The organism is Thermotoga maritima MSB8 (assembly GCF_000008545.1).
Taxonomy (GTDB): Bacteria; Thermotogota; Thermotogae; order Thermotogales; family Thermotogaceae; genus Thermotoga; species Thermotoga maritima.
On record NC_000853.1, the window covers coordinates 1507567 to 1527958 of the forward strand.

At 46.6% G+C, this 20392-nt stretch carries 22 protein-coding genes, 1 CRISPR repeat array and 1 riboswitch; of the genes, 10 read left to right on the forward strand and 12 right to left on the reverse strand.

Going from position 1 to position 20392, the window contains the following annotated elements:
- Both TM_RS07665 and TM_RS07670 read left to right on the forward strand, forming a co-directional pair.
- On the forward strand, nt 1–693 hold the full coding sequence (locus TM_RS07665) for a zinc metallopeptidase (RefSeq protein ID WP_004081858.1): 693 nt from the start codon (nt 1–3) through the stop codon (nt 691–693).
- Nucleotides 690–1985: a 16S rRNA (cytosine(967)-C(5))-methyltransferase gene (locus TM_RS07670; RefSeq protein ID WP_004081860.1), complete on the forward strand. Its 1296-nt coding sequence runs from the start codon at nt 690–692 to the stop codon at nt 1983–1985. The genes TM_RS07665 and TM_RS07670 overlap by 4 nt, the downstream gene beginning before the upstream one ends.
- Here the strand turns inward: TM_RS07670 and TM_RS07675 are convergent.
- The 11 genes from TM_RS07675 to TM_RS07725 are packed head-to-tail and all read right to left on the reverse strand — an operon-like array spanning nt 1955 to nt 11419.
- Complete coding sequence (locus tag TM_RS07675) at nt 1955–3232, reverse strand: nucleotidyltransferase (RefSeq protein WP_024103782.1); 1278 nt, start codon at nt 3230–3232, stop codon at nt 1955–1957. The genes TM_RS07670 and TM_RS07675 overlap by 31 nt on opposite strands.
- On the reverse strand, nt 3229–3621 hold the full coding sequence (locus TM_RS07680; protein ID WP_004081864.1) for a hypothetical protein: 393 nt from the start codon (nt 3619–3621) through the stop codon (nt 3229–3231). Before TM_RS07680 ends, TM_RS07675 begins: the two co-directional genes overlap by 4 nt.
- Entirely contained in the window at nt 3618–4028 is a 411-nt protein-coding gene (locus tag TM_RS07685; protein ID WP_004081866.1) for a Fur family transcriptional regulator, read from the reverse strand. The genes TM_RS07680 and TM_RS07685 overlap by 4 nt, the downstream gene beginning before the upstream one ends.
- A gap of 14 nt (nt 4029–4042) precedes the next feature.
- Nucleotides 4043–5116, reverse strand: a complete 1074-nt coding sequence (locus tag TM_RS07690) for a M20 family metallopeptidase (protein WP_004081868.1) — start codon at nt 5114–5116, stop codon at nt 4043–4045.
- Nucleotides 5117–6277 carry a diaminopimelate decarboxylase gene (lysA, locus tag TM_RS07695; protein ID WP_004081870.1) on the reverse strand — a complete coding sequence of 387 codons (1161 nt, stop codon included), beginning with the start codon at nt 6275–6277 and terminating at the stop codon, nt 5117–5119. It abuts the gene before it with no gap.
- A 9-nt stretch (nt 6278–6286) separates the two neighbouring features.
- Nucleotides 6287–7492 (reverse strand): aspartate kinase, encoded by a 1206-nt coding sequence (locus TM_RS07700; RefSeq protein WP_004081873.1) that lies wholly within the window; start codon nt 7490–7492, stop codon nt 6287–6289.
- Nucleotides 7493–7507: 15 nt separating this feature from the next.
- Entirely contained in the window at nt 7508–8209 is a 702-nt protein-coding gene (gene dapD / locus TM_RS07705; protein WP_004081875.1) for a 2,3,4,5-tetrahydropyridine-2,6-dicarboxylate N-acetyltransferase, read from the reverse strand.
- Between the two features lies 1 nt (nt 8210).
- Nucleotides 8211–8861 carry a 4-hydroxy-tetrahydrodipicolinate reductase gene (gene dapB, locus TM_RS07710; RefSeq protein WP_004081877.1) on the reverse strand — a complete coding sequence of 217 codons (651 nt, stop codon included), beginning with the start codon at nt 8859–8861 and terminating at the stop codon, nt 8211–8213.
- On the reverse strand, nt 8858–9742 hold the full coding sequence (gene dapA, locus TM_RS07715) for a 4-hydroxy-tetrahydrodipicolinate synthase (RefSeq protein WP_004081879.1): 885 nt from the start codon (nt 9740–9742) through the stop codon (nt 8858–8860). Before dapA ends, dapB begins: the two co-directional genes overlap by 4 nt.
- Entirely contained in the window at nt 9727–10437 is a 711-nt protein-coding gene (dapF, locus tag TM_RS07720) for a diaminopimelate epimerase (protein WP_004081881.1), read from the reverse strand. Before dapF ends, dapA begins: the two co-directional genes overlap by 16 nt.
- Before the next feature lie 4 nt (nt 10438–10441).
- Nucleotides 10442–11419 carry an aspartate-semialdehyde dehydrogenase gene (locus tag TM_RS07725; RefSeq protein ID WP_004081884.1) on the reverse strand — a complete coding sequence of 326 codons (978 nt, stop codon included), beginning with the start codon at nt 11417–11419 and terminating at the stop codon, nt 10442–10444.
- Between the two features lie 87 nt (nt 11420–11506).
- Nucleotides 11507–11685: riboswitch (Lysine riboswitch) on the reverse strand.
- A gap of 660 nt (nt 11686–12345) precedes the next feature.
- A CRISPR array of direct repeats spans nt 12346–12841; the repeat unit is 30 nt; unit sequence GTTTCAATACTTCCTTAGAGGTATGGAAAC.
- A gap of 202 nt (nt 12842–13043) precedes the next feature.
- Here TM_RS07725 and TM_RS07735 point away from each other — a divergent pair.
- The 3 genes from TM_RS07735 (at nt 13044) to TM_RS07745 (ending at nt 15198) form a co-directional block, all read left to right on the forward strand.
- Nucleotides 13044–13820: a GH12 family glycosyl hydrolase domain-containing protein gene (locus TM_RS07735; protein ID WP_010865354.1), complete on the forward strand. Its 777-nt coding sequence runs from the start codon at nt 13044–13046 to the stop codon at nt 13818–13820.
- Entirely contained in the window at nt 13817–14641 is an 825-nt protein-coding gene (locus TM_RS07740) for a GH12 family glycosyl hydrolase domain-containing protein (protein ID WP_004081891.1), read from the forward strand. Before TM_RS07735 ends, TM_RS07740 begins: the two co-directional genes overlap by 4 nt.
- 119 nt (nt 14642–14760) lie before the next feature.
- Nucleotides 14761–15198: a ferritin-like domain-containing protein gene (locus tag TM_RS07745; RefSeq protein WP_004081893.1), complete on the forward strand. Its 438-nt coding sequence runs from the start codon at nt 14761–14763 to the stop codon at nt 15196–15198.
- Here TM_RS07745 and TM_RS07750 read toward each other — a convergent pair.
- Nucleotides 15160–15582, reverse strand: coding sequence for an Rrf2 family transcriptional regulator (locus tag TM_RS07750; RefSeq protein WP_004081895.1), 423 nt, complete (start codon nt 15580–15582; stop codon nt 15160–15162). The genes TM_RS07745 and TM_RS07750 overlap by 39 nt on opposite strands.
- Before the next feature lie 27 nt (nt 15583–15609).
- Here TM_RS07750 and menA point away from each other — a divergent pair, with 27 nt between their 5' ends.
- The 5 genes from menA to TM_RS07775 all read left to right on the forward strand — a co-directional run bounded on the left by menA (nt 15610) and on the right by TM_RS07775 (nt 20386).
- Nucleotides 15610–16479 (forward strand): 1,4-dihydroxy-2-naphthoate octaprenyltransferase, encoded by an 870-nt coding sequence (menA, locus tag TM_RS07755; RefSeq protein WP_004081897.1) that lies wholly within the window; start codon nt 15610–15612, stop codon nt 16477–16479.
- 5 nt (nt 16480–16484) lie between these two features.
- The gene (locus TM_RS07760; protein WP_004081900.1) at nt 16485–17105 is read left to right on the forward strand and encodes a CPBP family intramembrane glutamic endopeptidase; all 621 of its coding nucleotides are present in this window, start codon (nt 16485–16487) and stop codon (nt 17103–17105) included.
- A gap of 101 nt (nt 17106–17206) precedes the next feature.
- Entirely contained in the window at nt 17207–18064 is an 858-nt protein-coding gene (locus TM_RS07765; protein WP_004081902.1) for an electron transfer flavoprotein subunit beta/FixA family protein, read from the forward strand.
- Nucleotides 18057–19073, forward strand: a complete 1017-nt coding sequence (locus TM_RS07770; protein ID WP_004081904.1) for an electron transfer flavoprotein subunit alpha/FixB family protein — start codon at nt 18057–18059, stop codon at nt 19071–19073. Before TM_RS07765 ends, TM_RS07770 begins: the two co-directional genes overlap by 8 nt.
- Entirely contained in the window at nt 19070–20386 is a 1317-nt protein-coding gene (locus TM_RS07775; protein WP_004081907.1) for an NAD(P)/FAD-dependent oxidoreductase, read from the forward strand. Before TM_RS07770 ends, TM_RS07775 begins: the two co-directional genes overlap by 4 nt.
- Nucleotides 20387–20392: the final 6 nt, after the last annotated feature.

Below are 20392 nucleotides of genomic sequence, written 5' to 3' on the forward strand. Positions count from 1 at the left end.
GTGTTCTTCCTTTTTGACCCAACGTTCATCATACTGATTCCCGGTATTCTCCTGGCTTTCTGGGCGCAGATGCGAGTTCAGGCTGCTTACAACAAGTACTCACAAGTAAGATCCTCTCTTGGACTCACTGGATATGAACTCGCAAAAAGACTCCTTGAGAACGCGGGAATCTACAACGTGAAAATAGAGGTCGTTTCCGGTTTTCTGACTGACCATTACGATCCCTACCGGAAGGTTCTCAGGCTCTCTCCACAGAATTTCAAAGGTGTTTCCGTCGCTTCACTCGGAGTTGTGGCTCACGAAGTGGGGCACGCTCTTCAAGACGCAGAAAAATATCCGATGCTCGCACTGAGGAATCTGATGGTACCAGCAGCCATCACGGGTTCTCAGCTTGCTTGGATTATTTTCATTCTTGGTTTCATCTTTTACACACCGTTTCTGATAAGACTGGGAATTCTTCTGTTTTCTCTGGTGGTGCTTTTTACCCTCATCACGCTTCCTGTTGAGTTCGACGCCAGCAGGCGCGCCGTGAAACTCCTTGAAACAACGATGCTGATGCCGGAGTACGAGCTCAAGGGAGTAAAAGAGGTACTCGATGCCGCTGCTCTCACCTACGTCGCGTCTTCACTGATGGCGTTCCTCCAGCTCCTCAGAATGATAGTAATCGCTGGTTTGTTCGGTGATAGAAGATGAGAACGAACGTTAGATTGCTCGCCTACAGACTTCTGAGGAAGTACGAGAAGGAAAAATTCATATCGAGAGAGGACGTGGACAGCGTCCTCTCTTTTTTGGACGACAGAGACAGAAGATTTTTCAAAGAGCTCGTGTGGGGAGTTGTGAGGAAAGAAGAACTTCTGGACTGGTACATAAACCAGCTTTTGAAGAAAAAGGACATCCCTCCCGCTGTCAGGGTTGCGTTGAGGATGGGGGCTTATCAGCTCCTCTTCATGAACAGCGTTCCGGATTACGCAGCAGTCAGCGAAACAGTAAAACTGGTGAAGAACGAGAACTTCAAAAAACTGGTGAACGCCGTGCTGAGGAGATTGAGGACCGTCCCCGAACCAAAAGAACTTCACCTCGTCTACTCACACCCGGAGTGGATCGTGAACTACTGGAGATCATTTCTTCCCGAAGAAGCGGTCCTGAGAATAATGAAGTGGAATCAGGAACCTCTCCCTGTTATGCTCCGTGTGAATTCGCTTGCAGCCACTAAGGAGGAAGTCATCAAAATCCTTGCTGAAGAGGGTACGGAGGCAGTCCCGGGAAAACACGCTCCGTTTTCCCTGATTGTGAGGAAACTCGGCGTTCCAATGAACGACTCCAGGGTGATAAACGATGGGCTCGCGAGTGTTCAGGGAGAGTCTTCACAGCTTGTACCTTTCTTCATGGAGCTGAGACCCGGACTGAGAGTACTGGATACCTGCGCGGCACCGGGTGGTAAGACTACCGCCATCGCCGAATTGATGAAGGATCAGGGGAAGATACTGGCCGTTGATATAAGCAGAGAGAAAATCCAGCTCGTCGAAAAACACGCGAAACGTCTGAAACTCTCTTCGATAGAGACAAAGATCGCCGATGCGGAACGACTCACAGAGTACGTCCAGGATACATTTGATAGGGTCCTGGTGGACGCTCCCTGTACCTCGCTGGGCACGGCAAGAAACCATCCGGAAGTTCTGAGGAGAGTGAACAAAGAGGATTTCGAGAAGTTCTCGGAGATTCAGCTGAGGATGGTACAGCAGGCCTGGCAGCTTCTGGAAAAGGGAGGAATTCTCCTCTACAGCACATGTACCGTGACAAAAGAAGAAAACACTGAAGTGGTGAAAAGATTCGTCTACGAACAGAAAGACGTTGAAGTGATCGATATCAGAGACAAGATGAAAGAATTCGAAGTGGAAGGAATCTGGGATGGTTACGGCTTTCTGATGCTTCCCGACGAGACGATAACTCCCTTCTACATCTCCGTTCTCAGAAAGATGGGATGAATGGAGAAGTCTCGCTCCCCACAGCGCTGTTCCACCGATGGGAAAAACATCGAGTAGAAGTTCGTCGCCTTCACGTCAAGATCGATCTGTTCAAGAAAGAGTTGTTTATCAACTGGTAGGTCTGTTTTCTCCAGTACTTTCCTGTAAAGAGACATGTTTGTCACGATCGGAAGTTTTGCCTTCTTTCTCATGAGAGAAAGGATCTCTCTTCCCTTCTCTGTGAAGCCGAGGATTCTGATGTACTGAGGCCCTTTTGTGTTGCTTTTTTCAACGAATTCTTTGTTCACTTCGAACACCGAAAAGAGAGCGAGCCTTCTTATTCGAGAAAAGGTGAAGCGTTTGGCTTTGACACACTCCAGAAAATCCCGGTAAGACCCTGTTTGTCTGGCACAGACGTGAAATCTCTTTTCGAGTCCCTCAGAAAAACCGTGGATCTTCTCGAAGAAATCCATGTTTTTCAGTCTGAAAAACGAGAGGAGAAAATCTCCCATGTTCTCGAGGAAAACGGGTCCCCGCCCTTCGTTTATCTCTCTCATGAGAATTTCAAAAGAATCTTCTGGAAGAGAATCTCTCACCTCTTCCCATCTTTTTTCCCTCATAAGATTTCTTATCGCCGTTGCGCTGGAGAATCGTCCCCTGAAACTGGTATCTTTTTCTTCTGCTCCTACCCTTTTTATTGTGTGGAATCTGATGTTCGAGCCTATCTTTAGAGCGGAATGAATGTACTCCACTCCTAGGATGTCGTTCGACTTTTCGAGTTTCAAGACCTCTTCTTCGTTCCAACCCTTCATGGAGAAATACCTCATCAGAGCGTACTTTCTGGCATTAGGGAAGGAATAGCCTTTCTTCAACTCTTCATGCAAAAACTTCTGATATTCGTCGGGTTGTTCGTAAAGGATTCGTGCCACTCTTTGAAGAAATTCGATATCGTTCGATTCACTTCCAAAGACTACATCTGTGACAACACCCGTTGCATCCAGCACACACACTGCACCGAAAGCAAATCCCCCGGCATCCTGCGTGGCAAAAACAACGGGCAATTCCAGAACAACATCTACCCCCATTCTGAGAGCGATCTCTGCCCGTGCGAATTTATCTATGACGGCAGGTTCGCCTCTCTGGCAGAAATTACCGCTCATCACAGCGATTGTGTAGTCCGGTTTCACGAGTTCTCTGGCCGAAGTCAGATGATAGAGGTGTCCGTTGTGGAATGGATTGTACTCCACGACAACGCCGAGAACCTTCAGTCTTCATCCCTCCTGATGATCGTGAGGAAATAGGCAAGAGAGACCATTGTGAAGAGAAGAAAAATGAGATAAGCGGGAGCGATCTTCGAAAAGATTCCCCTGAGGATGTACAGTCCATAAATCTCGCTCACAAAAGAGACGGAAAGAACAACAAAGCCTAATACAACGAACCACTTGATCCCGGAAGAGGTGTAGAAGTTGAGGAGAATACCTGAGCCGAGTATTGGCAGAAAACACGCCAGAAGAACATTTGCAATATTTTCCGGGAGTTTTATTCCTGCGAATCCCTCGATGTAAGGTGCCAGAAAGTACAATCCCGCCCAGACAACCAAACCCAGAATTCCTATGATTACGAGAAGAAGAGAAAAAAGTTGCACAAGGTACCTCAATCTTTCACCTTCTTCAAACACTCCTCACAGATGCCTTTTATCACCAGTTCGATTTTTTCTCTTTTGCCTTTTACCTCTCCAAGTTTCAGCTCCCTTATTTCTACGTCTTCAATCTTTCCGCATTCTCTGCAAATGAAGTGCCCATGCGGTTCCGGGTTGAAATCGAAGATCGTTTTTTGACCATCGCTGAAGGCATAAATAACACCAAGATCCACCAAAAGGTAAAGAACACTGTAGAGAGTAGCGATGGAAAGCGAGGGAACTTTCTTCGACAGAATGGCAAAAAGCTCCTTTGCCTCAAAATGGCCTTCTTTCATCTCGGATACGAATTTTATGATCTCCATCCTCTGAGTTGTGAGTTTTACCTTTTTCGATTTCAAGCGTTCAATTATCTCTTCTGTGGTCATAATATTCACTCTCCTCAAATGACCATAGCAAGCTCAGCTAAAAGATCCGCCGCCATGGGTATATACCTGTCATTCGGTAAAAAACGCGGGTGGTGAAGCCCAAAACGTTCTCCTTCTCCCACGCCAAACCAGAATAAGAGAGAAGGAAACACTTGCGAGAAATATCCAAAGTCCTCTCCGGTCCACTTCATATCGCATTCAACAAAAGAAAACCCCAACCTCTGACAGGTCTCTCTTAGAGTTTCAAAGAGGTTTTGATCCACCTTCACCTCGGGATAGACACTGCCTCTTTCAACAGCAAAATCAACTCCCATTTCTTCTTTCAGTTCTCCAAGCTGTTTTACCATGTTGGATATCACTTCCTCTGTTATCCTCAGCGCTTCTGATCTTATCGTTCCTTCTAATTTTATCTCATCTGGAACGATGTTCCTCGCCCGTCCCCCCGAAATTTTGCCAACCCCCACAAGAGCGTTCCACTTTTTGTTGTAGAGCCAGCCGAGAAAAGAAACCGCTGCCTTCAGAGCGTCCTTTCCTTTCTCAGCGAACGCCACGTGGGCCGGAACACCTTTAAAGTATACATCGAATTCCGTGGCAGAGGCAAAAAGCACTCCGGGTCGGGATGCCACAGTTCCAGCATCGTACTCGTCAGTCACGTGGAATCCAACAGCGGCTTTTATTTCGTACTTATCTTTGAGAAAGTCCACAACTTCTTTCGCTCCACCACCCGTCTCTTCGGCAGGCTGAAAGACAAAGAGAAAGTTCTTTTTCACGTTCCTGAGTCTCTTCATGGCACCGTAGAGTGCGCTCATGTGAAAGTCGTGTCCACACGCGTGCATATACTCATTCCGCGACGCGAACTCCCATCCCGTTTCTTCTTTTATGGGTAGAGCATCCATATCAGCTCTCAGAACAACGTACGGATCTTCCGTTTCTTTCTTCTCTATCACAAGCCCTGTTCCGGCCACTTCTATGATCTTCTCGTATCCGATCTCAATCACTGCTTTTCTGAGCGTCTCTTTTGTCCTGTACTCCTTGAAAGAAAGCTCCGGATTCATGTGGAGAATGTGCCTCAGCTCGATTTCGTCCATTCACATCACCACGTCTTTGAAAATATCCATCTCCGTTTCCCTTCTTCTTATCAGAGAAATTCTTCCGTTTTCTCTGACGAGCACTTCAGCTGGACGTGTGGTCGAGTTGTAGTTGTTCGACATAGTGTAACCGTAAGCTCCCGCGTTTTCCACAGCGATGATGTCACCCGGTTCGACCTCTGGAAGTTCCCGGTCGTACGCGATCACGTCACCGCTTTCGCACAGTGGACCAACCACATCTGCCCTCATCTCTTTACCCTGTTTTCCGAGCACAAAGATCCTGTGATATGCGGAATAAAGTGCCGGTCTTATGAGGACATTCATCCCACCATCGACTACAACGAACGCCTTGTTATGTCTTCTTTTGACGAGCACCACTCTGAGGAGCAGATACCCAGAAGGTGCTACGATGTACCTTCCTATTTCGACGATGACTCTTTTGAATCTCTTCAAATCAGGAACAACCTTTTCTCTGTAACTGGACAGGTCGAGTTCCTCTCCGCTGTAGTTTATTCCCCAGCCGCCGCCGATGTTGATCTCTTCGAATCCATACCTTTCAGAAGCCCGAACAACTTTACTGAAGGCTTCCACAAAGGGTTCAACCCGGGTTATCTGCGATCCTATGTGAACATGGAGACCTCTTATGTTCATTGATCTGAATCTTTCCATGAACGAATCCAGATCTTCCAGTGGTATTCCGAACTTGTGCTTTTTCAAGCCGGTGGAGATGTGAGGGTGTGTCTTCGCATCGACCTCCGGATTCACCCTGATGAAATACTCCACGCCTTCCGGGTTCAATTCTCTCCAGATCTCCATCTCCTCGAACGAATCCACGTTGACGATTCTCACATCTTCTCTCAAAAAGTGTTCCATTTGATCCCTGCTCTTTCCGTTGCCGTTCCATACAACGGTATGGGAAGGAACTCCCGCCAGTTTAGCCGCGAGGAGTTCCCCCTTTGTCACCACGTCCATGCCGAAACCCTCTTCTCTTAGAATCTTCAAAAGAACAGGATTGTTGTTCGCTTTCACGGCAAACGTTGGAAGGAGATTCACTCCCTCGAAGACCTCTTTTACAAGACGTGACCTTTTTCGCAGTGTTTCCTCGAAGTATACGTAGGTGGGTGTCCCATGAATCTCTGCCACTTTCCTCAGGATGTCCATTTCTTCACCTCACAGTTCGAATTCTTCGATCACCGATTTCAGCGCCTCTTCCGCTTTCTCTTCAGGAACAAGACAGGAGATCTTTATCTCCGACGTTGTGACGAGCTCCGGTGTGACTCCCGCTCTTTCCAGCGCTTCAAAAAACCTTGCGGCCACGCCCGGACTCGTTCTCATTCCCACTCCAACTATGGAGAGTTTGGCAAAACCTCCTTCGTAGGTGGATTTCCACCCTTCCACATCCCTGAGAGCCTCTTTGAGCGCTTCGTCCAGATCTTCTTTGTGGTCTTCGAGAATCGTGAAGGAGAGGAAAACCTTTCCGTTCGAAGGGACAAGGGAGATCATGTCCACGTTCAGAGCCCTTTTTCCAACTTCCTCGAAAATGGCCGTGATGTACTTCACATCCTTTGGGAGGAAAGATATGGAAACTTTTATTTGACCATGAGAAATTGTCGCTCCTGTTACAACGGGTTCTTCCAGCCACTCCGGAAGTCTTTCTACCACCATGGTTCCCTCCTCTTCGGTGAAAGAAGATGCACAGTAGATGGGTATCCCATACTTCTTTGCTATTTCCACGGATCTTGAGTGAAGAACTTTCGCACCGAGAGCGGTAAGCTCGAGAGCTTCGTCGTAGGTGATGTAAGCGAGCTTTTTGGCTCTCGGATGGACACGCGGATCGCAGGTGTATATCCCGTCCACGTCGCTGTAGATTTCACACGGCACTCTGAGTTTTGCCGCAAGCGCCACGGCAGATGTATCCGAACCGCCCCGACCGAGTGTGGTCAGATCACCGTGTTCGTTCACACCCTGAAAGCCCGTTACGACGAGAACATCGTAATCTTTCAGGTTTTCCCGGATCACACTGTCATCTATATCCACGATACGAGCGCTCGTGTGATGCGGAGTGGTTTTTATTTTCACCTGGAACGCGTTCAAAGATTTGGCCTTTACTCCGAGATCTTTCAGGGCCATCGAAAGGAGCGCGGCGGAAACCTGTTCTCCCGTTGCAAGAAGCATATCGAGTTCTCTCGAATCCGGTCTTGGAGAGATCTCCTTTGCGAGTTTTATGAGGTTGTCAGTTGTCTTTCCCATAGCGGAGACAACGACCACAACTTTGTACCCTTCGTCCACTTTCTTTTTTATTCTCTGCGCGACGTTCTTTATTCTCTCCGGTGTGGCAACGGAGCTTCCTCCGTATTTTTGAACCACCACGTTCATTTTCCAGACCTCCATTCATTCGAGATTTCTGAGCTCATCAACTATCTTTGTCTTTTCCTTTGTTTTCTCGTCGATCTGTTTTATCACACGTGCAGGAACACCAGCCACGACTGTGTAAGGTGGAACATCCTTCGTTACAACCGCACCGGCCGCGACGACCGCACCCTTTCCAACCGTCACCCCTTCAAGGATCACTGCGTTCGCCCCTACAAGCACTTCGTCCTCTATGACAACGGGTTTTGCACTCGGAGGCTCTATAACACCCGCTATCACCGCACCGGCACCTATGTGGCACTTCTTTCCTATGATCGCCCTTCCACCAACGACCGCGTTCATATCTATCATCGTTCCTTCACCGATCACCGCACCGACGTTTATAACGGCTCCCATCATGATCACAGCGCCTTCTCCTATTTCCACCATGTCCCTTATGATCGCACCCGGTTCTATTCTGGCTTTGTACTTCGTGAGATCCGCCAGAGGAAGTGCGGAATTTCTTGCTTTCACCTCGAGATGGTAGTCTTCTATTTTTTCTCTGTGCTCTTCGAGAAGCTTTTTGAAGTCTTCGTACTCTCCAAAGAGAATTCCGAACCTTTCATCACCGAAGAATTTGAAACTGGAGAAATCTATGCCTGCTAAATCGCCTTTTATGTAAGCGACTATGGGAGTTTTCTTTTTGGCTTTGGCTATCATTTCTATGATTTCTCTTGCGTCCAACTCACTCACCTCCAAAGATCACTTCTTCGAAACTGTACATACCGGGATCTTTTCCCACAAGAAACTCCGCCGCTTTCAGGGCTCCTATGGCGAAAACAGTCCTCGAAATCGCCCTGTGCTTTATCTCGATCGTCTCACCTATGTTTCCAAAAACGACCACGTGATCTCCCGGAACACCACCCACTCTCAGCGAGTGAATGGGAACACTCTTTCCCAGTGCGCTCTCCAGAAGAATCGCGGTTCCGGAGGGTGCGTCCTTTTTGAAGCGGTGGTGCGTCTCCACGATCTCAACATCCCAATCTTCGAGGACTTTGACGAGTTCCGAGAGGAACCTCTTCAGAACGTTTATGCCAATGGAGAAGTTGTAAGCCTGAACAACGGGTACTTCTTTCGAAAGCTCCCTCAACATCTGGAGATGTTCTTCTTTCAGGGCAGTTGTTCCCAGAACGAGGCCAGCCCTGTATTTTTTACACAGATCCACCGTTTTCGGAAGCGCTTCAGGTGAAGAAAAGTCGATCACAACATCCGGAGAATCCAGCTCCTCGACACCGTTCACATCCACCTTCAAAACGAGTTCATGCCCTTTCTCCGAGAAGACCTTCTGGATCTCCTGGCCCATCCTTCCGGAATAACCGACTATTCCGTACTTCATAGCAATCCACTCTCCTTGAGAACGTTTCTGAGAAGTTCCACCGTCTTTTCACTGGCAGGTACAAGCGGTAGTCTCAGCTCGTTCTCGATGAATCCCATGAGATTCAAAGCGGCTTTAACTGGTATCGGATTTGTTTCCACGAACAGTGCCTTCATGAGAGGTCTGAGTTTTCTGTGAACCTCCCTCGATTTTTCGAGGTTTCCGCTGAAGTACTCTGCGCAGAGTTCTACCATCTGTTTCGGTGCCACGTTCGACACAACAGAGATGACGCCGTCTCCACCCGCGCAGAGGAGATAGAACGTTCTATCATCGTTGCCGGACCACACCATGAAATCGCTTCTTGCCTGTTTTGTCAGTGATACCGTCCTGTCTATCTGGTCTATATCCGGGTTCGCCTCTTTTATTCCCACCACGTTCTTGAGGTCCGCAGCGATCCTTGCAGCAGTTTCCGGGAGAACGTTCACACCGGTTCTTCCGGGCACGTTGTAAACAACGATCCCGAGATCCGTTCTCTCAGAGATGTACTTGTAGTGCTGATAGAGTCCTTCCTGTGTGGGCTTGTTGTAATACGGGGTGACCACAAGAACTCCGTTCGCTCCGAGTTTTTCCGCCTGCTTGACGAGTTTCAGCGTTTTTTCGGTGGAATTCGTTCCCGCTCCCACGATCACAGGGATTTTCCCATCGACGATCTCGAGAGTTCTGGAAACGAGCTTTTCTCTCTCGTCTTCGTTGACGGTTGGTGATTCACCTGTCGTTCCAAGGACGATCAACGCGTTGACGCCGTTTTCGAGCTGATACCTGACAAGCCTCTCGTAAGACTCAAGATCAAGCTCACCATTTTTGAATGGTGTAACGATAGCAGTTCCTACTCCTCTGAACATCTTTTCACATCCCCCCTGAGAAAGATTTCTCCGTTTTCTTCTTTCAGAAAGAGTGTGCCTCCTGGAACCTGGATCTTCACCTCTTTTGCCCCTGTTTTATCTCGATACACGACGAAAACAGACGTAACACCCGTTCCACAGGCTTTTGTTTCCCTTTCCACTCCTCTTTCGTATGTTCTCACCTTGAGGCGGTCGGGAAGTACCTCGTAGAAATCCACGTTCGCGCCTGTTTTGTACCTGAGATCTCTTCCGAGTTTTTCCACATCCAGTTCGTCGATTCCTTTCACTTCCATAACGAAATGAGGAACGCCCACAACGACGAAATATCCTTCGTAACCATCCACCTTCATCTCTTTCTTTTCTGAAACACCCGGCATCCTCACCCAGATACTGTCGTCAACGATCACCTTTATTTCTCCAGCCCTAGAGAGAAAAGTGAATTCTTTTTCTTTGATCCAGCCCCTGTCTATGAGGTACTGAGAAAAGGCCCTTGCGCCGTTCCCACAGAAGGCCGCCATACTCCCATCGCGGTTGTAGTAGTCCATGAAGTATTTCCCATCGACCAGCTCCACGAATATGACTCCATCCAGATCGCCCACGTTTTCCCTGACAAAATCTGGTTTTTTCTCTTCGGGTATCCTCTTTTGCGTGTTGTCAACTATGAGGAAGGTGTTCCCATTGGCCGAATAGCACACACTATCACACCTTTCCGTTCATCTCAGCGTGCTTCAGGAGAATTCTGACGGCGTTGGTCGCAGCCCCTACACGGATGTTGTCCGCCACGTTCCAGAAAAGAATGGATCTTTCATCGGTCGCTCTGAGTCGGCAAACATAAGTTTCGTTCTTTCCTGCGACATCCACCGGTGTTATGAGATCGTCCGTCACCACCACGTCTTCTCCAGAAGCTATGACTTCTCTCACCTTTTCGAGAGACTCGTAGGGTTTCTTGAGCCTCACCATGATCGCTTCAGAGTGTCCGTACAGAACGGGCACCCTCACCGTTGTTGGATACACCCTTATCGAGTAGTCGTTCAGAATTTTTCTTGTTTCATTCACCATCTTCATCTCTTCCTGAGAGAAAAGATTTTCCTGGATATCACCTATGAGAGGAATGACGTTTCTGTGAATGGGTTTTGGGAAGACTTTCATCACGTTTTCTCCTCTTTCTTGAGCAAGGAGTTCTTCTATCCCCTTATGACCAGCGCCGGAGACGGACTGATACGTCGACACAAAGATCTCTTCTATTCCGTAAACTTCGTGAAGTTTGTAGATGGAAAGGATCATCTGAATCGTTGAACAGTTCGGATTTGCTATTATTCCTGTGTATCCCTTGAGAAGGTAAGCGTTCACCTCCGGAACCACAAGGGGTATTTCCTTCTCCATTCTGAAAGCAGAAGAGTTATCTATCACGGTCACTCCGTTTTCGGCTGCGATAGGAGCGAACTTTCTGGAAACACTGGCACCCGCGGAAAACAGGAAGTAGTCACACTTCCATTTCATCGATTCTTCCGTGAGAAGCTCGACCTTGAATTTCTCACCTTTGAATTCAATTTCTTTACCCACAGATCTTTCCGAAGCGAAGAGCCTGAGCTCCGTGACGGGAACGTTGAATTCTTCGAGTACTTTTACCATCGTTCTTCCAACTTCTCCCGTGGCACCAACAACTCCTACTTTCACCTTCATCCCTCCTTGAATTAATAAAAAAAGCGTCTCTTCGCTCCCCGAAGAGACGCCAAATCAGGTCTGAAATCTTTTTCTGATTCCAGACCCGATCGGCTCTCCACGGAGAGACCTCCGTGACAGTGGTATGGGTATTCCCCATACCCCCAGGCATGCAGAGCGGGAGGAACTCTGCACCCTTCGGCGCCCTCGCCTTTCAGCCGTCCCCGATTCCTCCCCTGATGGGACAGCCTACTCATCTCGGGCGCGCCTCCGTCGGGTCAATGACTATTTTAGCTTAATTGTATCAGTATTTCAAACCGAAGACAATTAAGGAAAGGTTAACTTTGAAGTGACAATCGATAAGGGGTTTGAAGTTAGACAAAAATTTATTTATCAAAATTGATTATGTTTTATTCATACAAACCAGGTTAGTTCCAATCATTCACAAAGTAGGTATTGTGTGTACCGGGCATTGGAAGGTTGATTCAGAGTATGCAATTACCGGTAACGAAGAATTTCATGCGGGTTTGTGGTACCGGAAGCTATGCGTTAAAAAGGGAATAATGGATGATATGAAGAGACAATATGAAGAGAATTTGTGGTAATCAACGACGTGTAAGTGCTTTGAATTCGAGAAATTAGTAGTTAACTTCTAACACATTGAGGAATGCCTTCTTTCATCTATTTGTGAAACATGGAACCAATCGATTTTTACCAGAAACACCCCAAAATGCCCTGACGTAGGTTGATATAATTTATCTTCTGTTTTTTGCTTGTGTTCTTTTCTTGTTTGACTATGCAATTATTCCATTTTTCCAAACAGTACTTGAAGGTGCTCTCTTGTGTGTTAGAATGGTTTATGGAAAGGGAGGATATGGAAGGTCAAAAAACATCTTGCTTTCAGAGTGTGTTTGTGGTATAATTTCTTTTGAACTCAACGGGTTTCAATACTTCCTTAGAGGTATGGAAACTCAGTTCCCCTGCTTTCTGGATTGTTAAGCGAGGATCTTCCGTTTCAATACTTCCTTAGAGGTATGGAAACTCATACTCATCCCTCCCTCAAACCTTCAAATTGTCCGTTTCAATACTTCCTTAGAGGTATGGAAACCCTGACGGCAAAATCGTTTTCCGCACACGCATTGAGTTTCAATACTTCCTTAGAGGTATGGAAACATCTTTCTAATCTTATAGGTTAGAAACGGCTTCTAAGTTTCAATACTTCCTTAGAGGTATGGAAACAGGACTTCTTGTTGTAGTTTGCGGAACATATCATACGTTTCAATACTTCCTTAGAGGTATGGAAACGAATTGCTCTTGTACGAAAAGCTCGAATCCTTCGTCGTTTCAATACTTCCTTAGAGGTATGGAAACTCAGAGGAGACTACGACCTTTTCGAATACGCCGACAGTTTCAATAATTCCTTAGAGGTATGGAAACGCTCCTCCCTGTAGTCGTGGTCCACGATATTGAGCCAGTTTCAATGCGTCTTCAGAGGTACAAGAACAAAAATTCGATAAAAAGAGAAAAGCAGGGATTAATACCCCTGTTTTTTTATTTTTGGGTGTATTTAGTTCTATTTGCGAATTTTCAGATTTTGAATGTAAACATTTTCATAATAAGATGTTTTCTGGAGGTGATAATGGTGGTACTGATGACAAAACCGGGAACATCGGATTTTGTATGGAATGGCATTCCCCTTTCCATGGAGCTGAATCTGTGGAACATAAAGGAATACTCCGGTTCTGTAGCTATGAAATTCGACGGTGAAAAGATAACTTTCGATGCGGACATTCAGAATCTTTCTCCGAAAGAACCGGAAAGGTATGTTCTCGGTTATCCCGAGTTTTATTACGGTTACAAACCATGGGAAAATCACACAGCAGAAGGTTCGAAACTTCCGGTACCAGTTTCTTCTATGAAATCATTTTCCGTCGAAGTTTCTTTCGATATTCACCACGAACCGTCTCTGCCTTTGAACTTTGCCATGGAAACATGGCTCACAAGAGAAAAGTACCAGACGGAAGCATCGATCGGCGATGTTGAAATCATGGTCTGGTTCTATTTCAACAATCTCACACCCGGAGGCGAAAAGATAGAAGAGTTCACGATCCCGTTCGTGCTGAACGGAGAGAGTGTCGAAGGCACCTGGGAACTGTGGCTCGCGGAGTGGGGATGGGACTACCTCGCTTTCCGCTTGAAGGATCCCGTGAAGAAGGGAAGGGTGAAGTTCGACGTGAGGCATTTTCTTGATGCCGCCGGAAAAGCTCTTTCGAGTTCTGCTCGAGTGAAAGATTTTGAAGATCTTTACTTCACCGTCTGGGAAATCGGAACCGAGTTTGGAAGTCCGGAAACAAAAAGTGCACAGTTCGGGTGGAAGTTTGAAAACTTCTCTATTGATCTGGAGGTGAGAGAATGAGGTGGGCAGTTCTTCTGATGGTGGTGTTTTCCGCTCTGCTCTTTTCCTCCGAGGTGGTTCTCACGAGCGTTGGTGCAACGGACATTTCCTTCAACGGATTTCCAGTCACCATGGAACTCAACTTCTGGAACGTGAAATCCTATGAAGGAGAAACGTGGCTCAAATTTGATGGAGAAAAGGTTGAGTTCTATGCGGATTTGTACAACATCGTTCTTCAGAATCCAGACAGCTGGGTGCATGGATATCCAGAGATCTACTACGGTTACAAGCCCTGGGCGGGGCACAACAGCGGTGTTGAATTTCTTCCTGTGAAGGTGAAAGATCTTCCGGATTTCTACGTGACTCTTGATTACTCGATCTGGTACGAAAACAACCTGCCTATCAACCTTGCCATGGAGACGTGGATCACGAGAAGTCCCGACCAGACCTCTGTTTCTTCGGGTGACGCGGAGATCATGGTTTGGTTCTACAACAACGTTCTGATGCCCGGCGGTCAGAAAGTGGACGAGTTCACTACAACAGTCGAGATAAACGGCGTGAAGCAGGAAACAAAGTGGGATGTTTACTTTGCACCGTGGGGATGGGATTACCTTGCTTTCAGACTGACAACACCGATGAAAGAAGGAAAGGTGAAAATCAACGTGAAGGACTTCGTTCAGAAAGCCGCGGAAGTTGTCAAGAAGCACTCAACGAGAATAGACAATTTCGAAGAGCTGTATTTCTGCGTCTGGGAGATCGGAACGGAGTTTGGAGATCCGAACACAACAGCGGCGAAATTCGGCTGGACTTTCAGGGACTTCTCTGTCGAAGTTGTAAAATAAAGCGCAGAATCATTAACGAGAAAGGCGGGGCTTTCCCGCCTTTTTCTTTTGGCAAATTTATACACAAGTAGTATAATATTCTATGCAATGTGTGAAAATCAGAACAATGAGGTGATTCTATGAAAGTAAGCGACATTCTGACAGTGGCCATCAGGCTGGAAGAGGAAGGCGAAAGATTCTACAGGGAACTATCAGAACATTTTAATGGAGAGATAAAGAAGACTTTCCTTGAGCTTGCCGATCAGGAAAGGATTCATGCGGAAATCTTTAGAAAGATGTCAGACCAGGAAAACTGGGATGAGGTGGATTCTTATCTCGCGGGATACGCTTTCTATGAAGTTTTTCCTGACACGAGTGAAATTTTAAGGAGAAAGGATCTAACCTTGAAAGAGGTTCTGGATATAGCCATATCCGTTGAAAAAGACAGCATAATTCTCTACTATGAACTCAAAGATGGTCTTGTGAATTCCGATGCACAGAAAACAGTGAAAAAGATCATCGATCAGGAAAAAGAACATCTAAGAAAGCTTCTCGAGATGAAACGTGAAAGTACCTGAGGCGATATCTTTGATGGTGATGTTAGAAAACAGATCTTTCAAATAATCGGAAAGCCAGTTCCAGAAGTATTTTACCCTGCAGGCCCTGTAATTCTTGCACCGGCTGTTGCAGTCCACAATAACAAGGTCTTTTTCAAAGACGCTGATAACATCCAGAAACGATATTTCGTCTGGCGACTTTGCAAGAACAAAACCACCGTTTTTTCCTTTGATCGAATTCACAAGGCCCGATCTTTTGAGGTAATGAAGGACTTTCAAGGCGAAATTTCTGGTGATGAGTTCTTTCTCAGCGAGTTCCGAAGAAGACATAGGTCTGTTCTCCAGCGACAATCTCACGAGAAGTCTAAGAGCGTATCTCACGTGTTTTTGACACTTTCCAAACATCAAGCGCACCTCCAGGAGGGATAGATAGTGAAGTATTTCGTAGCTGTGAGACCGTTTTCCTTCGTTGCAAGTGCTTTTCCTGTTACTGTGGGAGCCATGCTGGCTGAGGAATTTTCCTTGATCAGATACATTCTATCACTGATTGCTTCCATTTTCCTACATGCAGGTGTCAACACAACGAACGATTATTTCGATTACAAAAAAGGTGTAGATACTAAAGATTCTCTTGGTTCGAGTGGACTTCTTGTTTCCGGGAAAATAACACCACGCGAAGAGCTCCTTTTGAGTGTTTTCTGTTACGCGGTGAGTGTGGTTCTGGGGCTTGTTCTCATAAAGATCTCTGGACCTGCTCTGCTGTGGCTGGGACTTACTGGTCTGGTTCTCGGGTACGCTTACACTGGGCATCCGTTCTATCTGAAATACAAATCCCTTGGTATGTTTCTCGTGTTTATTCTCATGGGACCCCTGATGGTGCTGGGAGCCTATTATGTTCAGACGGGAAGGTTCTCACTGGAAGCACTTCTGGTCTCTATTCCCGTGGGGATCGCTACAGATCTCATTCTCCTTGCCAATGAAATTAGAGACTCCGAGTTTGACAGAAGAAGTGGTATCAAAACCCTTCCTATTTTGATCGGAGACAGAGCAGCGTCTTTTCTCTACGCGGTCCTCACTGGTTTGATCTACGTCTTTATCGTGATCCTCGTATCGACGGGTGTTTTTAGAGTAATCTCTCTTGTCAGCTTAGTTTCTCTTCCGCTGTACATACGGGTGATAAAGCAGTTGTTTCAAAAATCAGCGGGAAGGAAAAATGCACGAGAGATCGCTGACGTTGATAAAATGAGTGCGCTGGCGGAAATGATACTCTTTGTTTCTATGATTTTGGGACTTTTGAGGTGATGCCGATGGTTAAAAGAATCTCTGAGATAAGTTTCCTTTCAGTTTTGATCGGACTTTTTTTAGGATGGTATTTCGTCTTTCAGGTGAATATGCTCGATTTCTGGTGGAGAATGTTCATGACCACTCTGATTTTTTCTGTGATTTCGATCTTTCTTGGCGGAAAGAGGAACATAAAGCCAAATAAGTACGAGGCGCCCCTTGCGATCTACTCCGCTGTAGCAGCTTATCTTCTTTTCGTCGTTGGATATTTGATTTCGCTTTTGATTCCTCCGTTTCACAGGGATGTTGTCAGTGTTTACGGACTCGCGGAAGGGCAAAATGCATTGAAAGTGATCATTCTTCTCGTGTTCATAGCCTTTTTTGAAGAGATCATATGGCGTGGTTTTGTAACAGAATTCCTTCTCCAACGGCTGGACGTTGTTCCTTCAATACTGATCTCTTCGCTTCTTTACAGCGTAGTCCACGTGTTCACTGGAAATATGGCTTTGATAGTGGGGGCGTTTGTCCTTGGGATAATTCTTTCTCTTCTTTATGTGATCACTGGAAAGGTCAGCACACCAGCTTTTGCGCATGCGCTGTGGAGCCTTCTCATATTCGTTGTTTTGCCTCTGAAAGGGGGTTTTTGAATGAAAGCACTGAAGCTGATAATCGAGTTTCCGGTTGCTGCAGCTGTTCTCATGTTCGTGGGATTTGACCTTTGGAGGAGATATCTGAGGAGGCGAAGAGCATGAATGTGGTTGTCTGTATCAAACAGGTTCCCGATACAACGAACGTCAGAATCGACAGAAAAACGAACAACCTTGTGAGAGAAGGTGTCCCGTCTATCATAAATCCCGATGATGAAAGGGCACTCGAACTTGCCTCACAATTGAAAGAAAAATTCGGAGCCACGGTTTATGTGATCACTATGGGACCACCGCAGGCGAAAGAGGCTCTGAAGGATGCCATTGCCTTCGGTCTCGATGAAGCAGTCCATTTGAGCGACAGGACGTTCGCGGGAGCGGATACGCTCGCCACGACGTACACACTTTACTGGGGAATAAAGAAGATCGAAGAAAGAATAGGAAAGATAGATCTCATTTTGACAGGAAAGCAGGCGGTGGATGGAGACACCGGTCAGGTGGGACCTGGTCTTGCTACAAGATTCGGATACGCGCTCGGTGCCTACGTCGTTCGAATAGAGGAAATAGATCCAGAGAAAAAAGAGATGGTGATAGTCAGAAGACTGGACCAGGGATTTGAAAAGATACGGCTCAAACTGCCAGCGGTTCTCACAATCACGGATGAGCTGAACAAACCGAGGTACGCAGATCTGCCCAATCTCATCAGGGCGATCAGGTACGAGCCCATCGTCTGGACTCACAAAGATCTGGGTCTCGATCCAAAAAAATGTGGATTCTTTGGATCACCTACAAGGGTTGTGAGCACAAACATACCCCCGGCGAGAAAAGGTGGAGACATCATTTCAAAAAATGAAGATCCGGAAGTGGCAGCGGAGAAACTCATAGAAGCTTTGAAAAAATTTGAAGCCGTTCGACTCGTGGAAGCGTTGAAACCTGTGTTGGAAGGTGAGAAAGATGAGTGAGAAAAAGATAATTTTCGTTCTCATAGAACATCACGGTGGAAAAGCTCATCCTGTTTCCTGGGAACTCATTGGAAAGGCAAGAGATCTCGCCTCGAAACTGGAAAATTCAGAAGTATGGGGTGTTTTGCTGGGAGAAGGTCTGGAGAGTGTGGCAAAAGAAGCAATTCAACGCGGAGCGGACAAAGTTCTTTATGTTAAGAACAGGGAATTCAACACGTATGTGAACTATCTCTACAAGAAAGCCCTCGTGGATATGGTGAGAAAGTACAGACCGGAGATATTCTTAATAGGTGCAACTCTCGAGGGAAGAGAGCTCGCTGGAATGGTGGCAACAGAACTTGAAACAGGTCTGACTGCCGATTGCACAGGACTGGATATAATACCGGACAAAAAGCTTCTTGCCATGACGAGGCCCACATTTGGTGGAAACCTCATGGCAACCATCATGTGTCCGGATCACAGACCGCAGATGGCAACGGTGAGACCGGGTGTTATGAAAGAGCTTCCGCCGGATCCAGAGAGAACGGGAGAGATCATAGAAGAGGAGTACGATTTAGGAACTTTTGACAAACTGATCGAGATTCTGGAAACCATACCGCTTCAGACCCAGGTGAACCTCGAGTACGCTCCGGTTGTGGTAGCAGGTGGAAAAGGAGTTGGGGGACCGGAAGGTTTCAAGAAATTGAAGGAACTCGCGGATCTCCTTGGAGGAGAAGTGGGAGCTTCAAGGGCGGCTGTGAAAGCTGGATGGATTTCTCCAGAGCATCAGGTTGGCCAGACCGGAAAAACTGTGAGGCCCGTTCTATACTTCGCGTGTGGCATTTCCGGTGCGATCCAGCACGTGGTTGGAATAAAAGAGTCAGAAATAATAGTGGCCATAAACATAGATGAGAAAGCACCAATATTCGATATAGCCGATATAGGGATCGTTGGTGACCTGCACAAAGTAGTTCCCGCTCTCACTGCAAAACTCAGAGAGCTTCTGAACAAAAGCGGGGTGAAAAAATGAAGATAGAATTCGACGTTGTCGTCGTTGGTGCTGGCCCTTCTGGTCTGTCCTGCGCATACGTTCTTGCCAAGAATGGTCTCAAAGTTGCGGTCGTGGAGAAAGGAGAATATCCGGGTTCCAAAAACGTGATGGGAGGGGTTCTCTACGTACATCCTCTGAAAGAGATCATGCCAGATTTTCTGGAAAAAGCGGCAAATTCGAAAGCTCTTGAAAGAAACGTTATAGAGCAGAACCTTTGGCTCCTCGGAAATGAAGGTGTCATCAAGATCGGTCACAGAAACGTGGAATGGAAAGAAAATCCGAATGCATTCACTGTTTTGAGGGCAAACTTTGACAGATGGTTTGCCCAGGAGGTGGAAAAAGCAGGTGCCCTGATCATACCAAAAACCAAGGTGGAAGACTTCCTGAGGAACGAAAAAGGAGAAATAGCAGGCGTGGTGACCTCGAGACCAAAGGGAGAAATACACAGCAAGGCGGTTGTGATCGCGGAGGGTGTGAATCCCATCCTCACGATGAAAGCTGGGCTCAGGAAGGAAGATCTGAAACCACACATGGTGGCCGTTGCTGTGAAAGAGGTGATCAGTGTTCCTGAAGATGTGGTGAACAGGGTCTTCGGTGTGGAGGGAAACGATGGAGCAACGATAGAACTTCTTGGAAGCTGGTCTGAAGGTATGTTCGGAATGGGATTTCTTTACGCCAACAGATCTTCCGTATCTCTGGGTTGTGGGGTTCTCCTTGAAGATCTCAGAAAAAAGAAGATCAAGCCGTATCAACTTCTTGAGAATTTGAAAAATCACCCTGTCATTTCCGATATGCTGGGAGAATACAGAAACAACACGATGGAGTATCTGGCACATTTGATACCTGAAGGTGGATACTACGCGATGCCGAAGGTCTATGGAGACAGGGTTCTGGTCTGTGGAGATGCGGCAATGCTTGTGAACTCTATACATAGAGAAGGATCGAATCACGCGATCACATCGGGAAGACTCGCTGCTGAAACACTTCTCGAAGCTTTTGAAAAGGGAGATTTTTCTGAAAAAATTCTGAAAAATTACTACCTCAGATTGAAAGAATCCTTCATATTGAAAGACCTGGAAAAGTACAAAGATCTCATGCCCACTATGGAAAAGAACCACCAGTTCGTGGAAATCTATCCGGATCTTGCAAACGATGCTTTGAAGAGATTTCTACAGGTTGACGGAACTCCAAAGTGGGACGTTCAAAAACAGATCGCGGACATGGTACTTTCCAGGAGAAGTTTGATTGGAATCTCCCTTGATCTGCTCAGATTCTGGAGAGCTGTGAGGTGATGTACT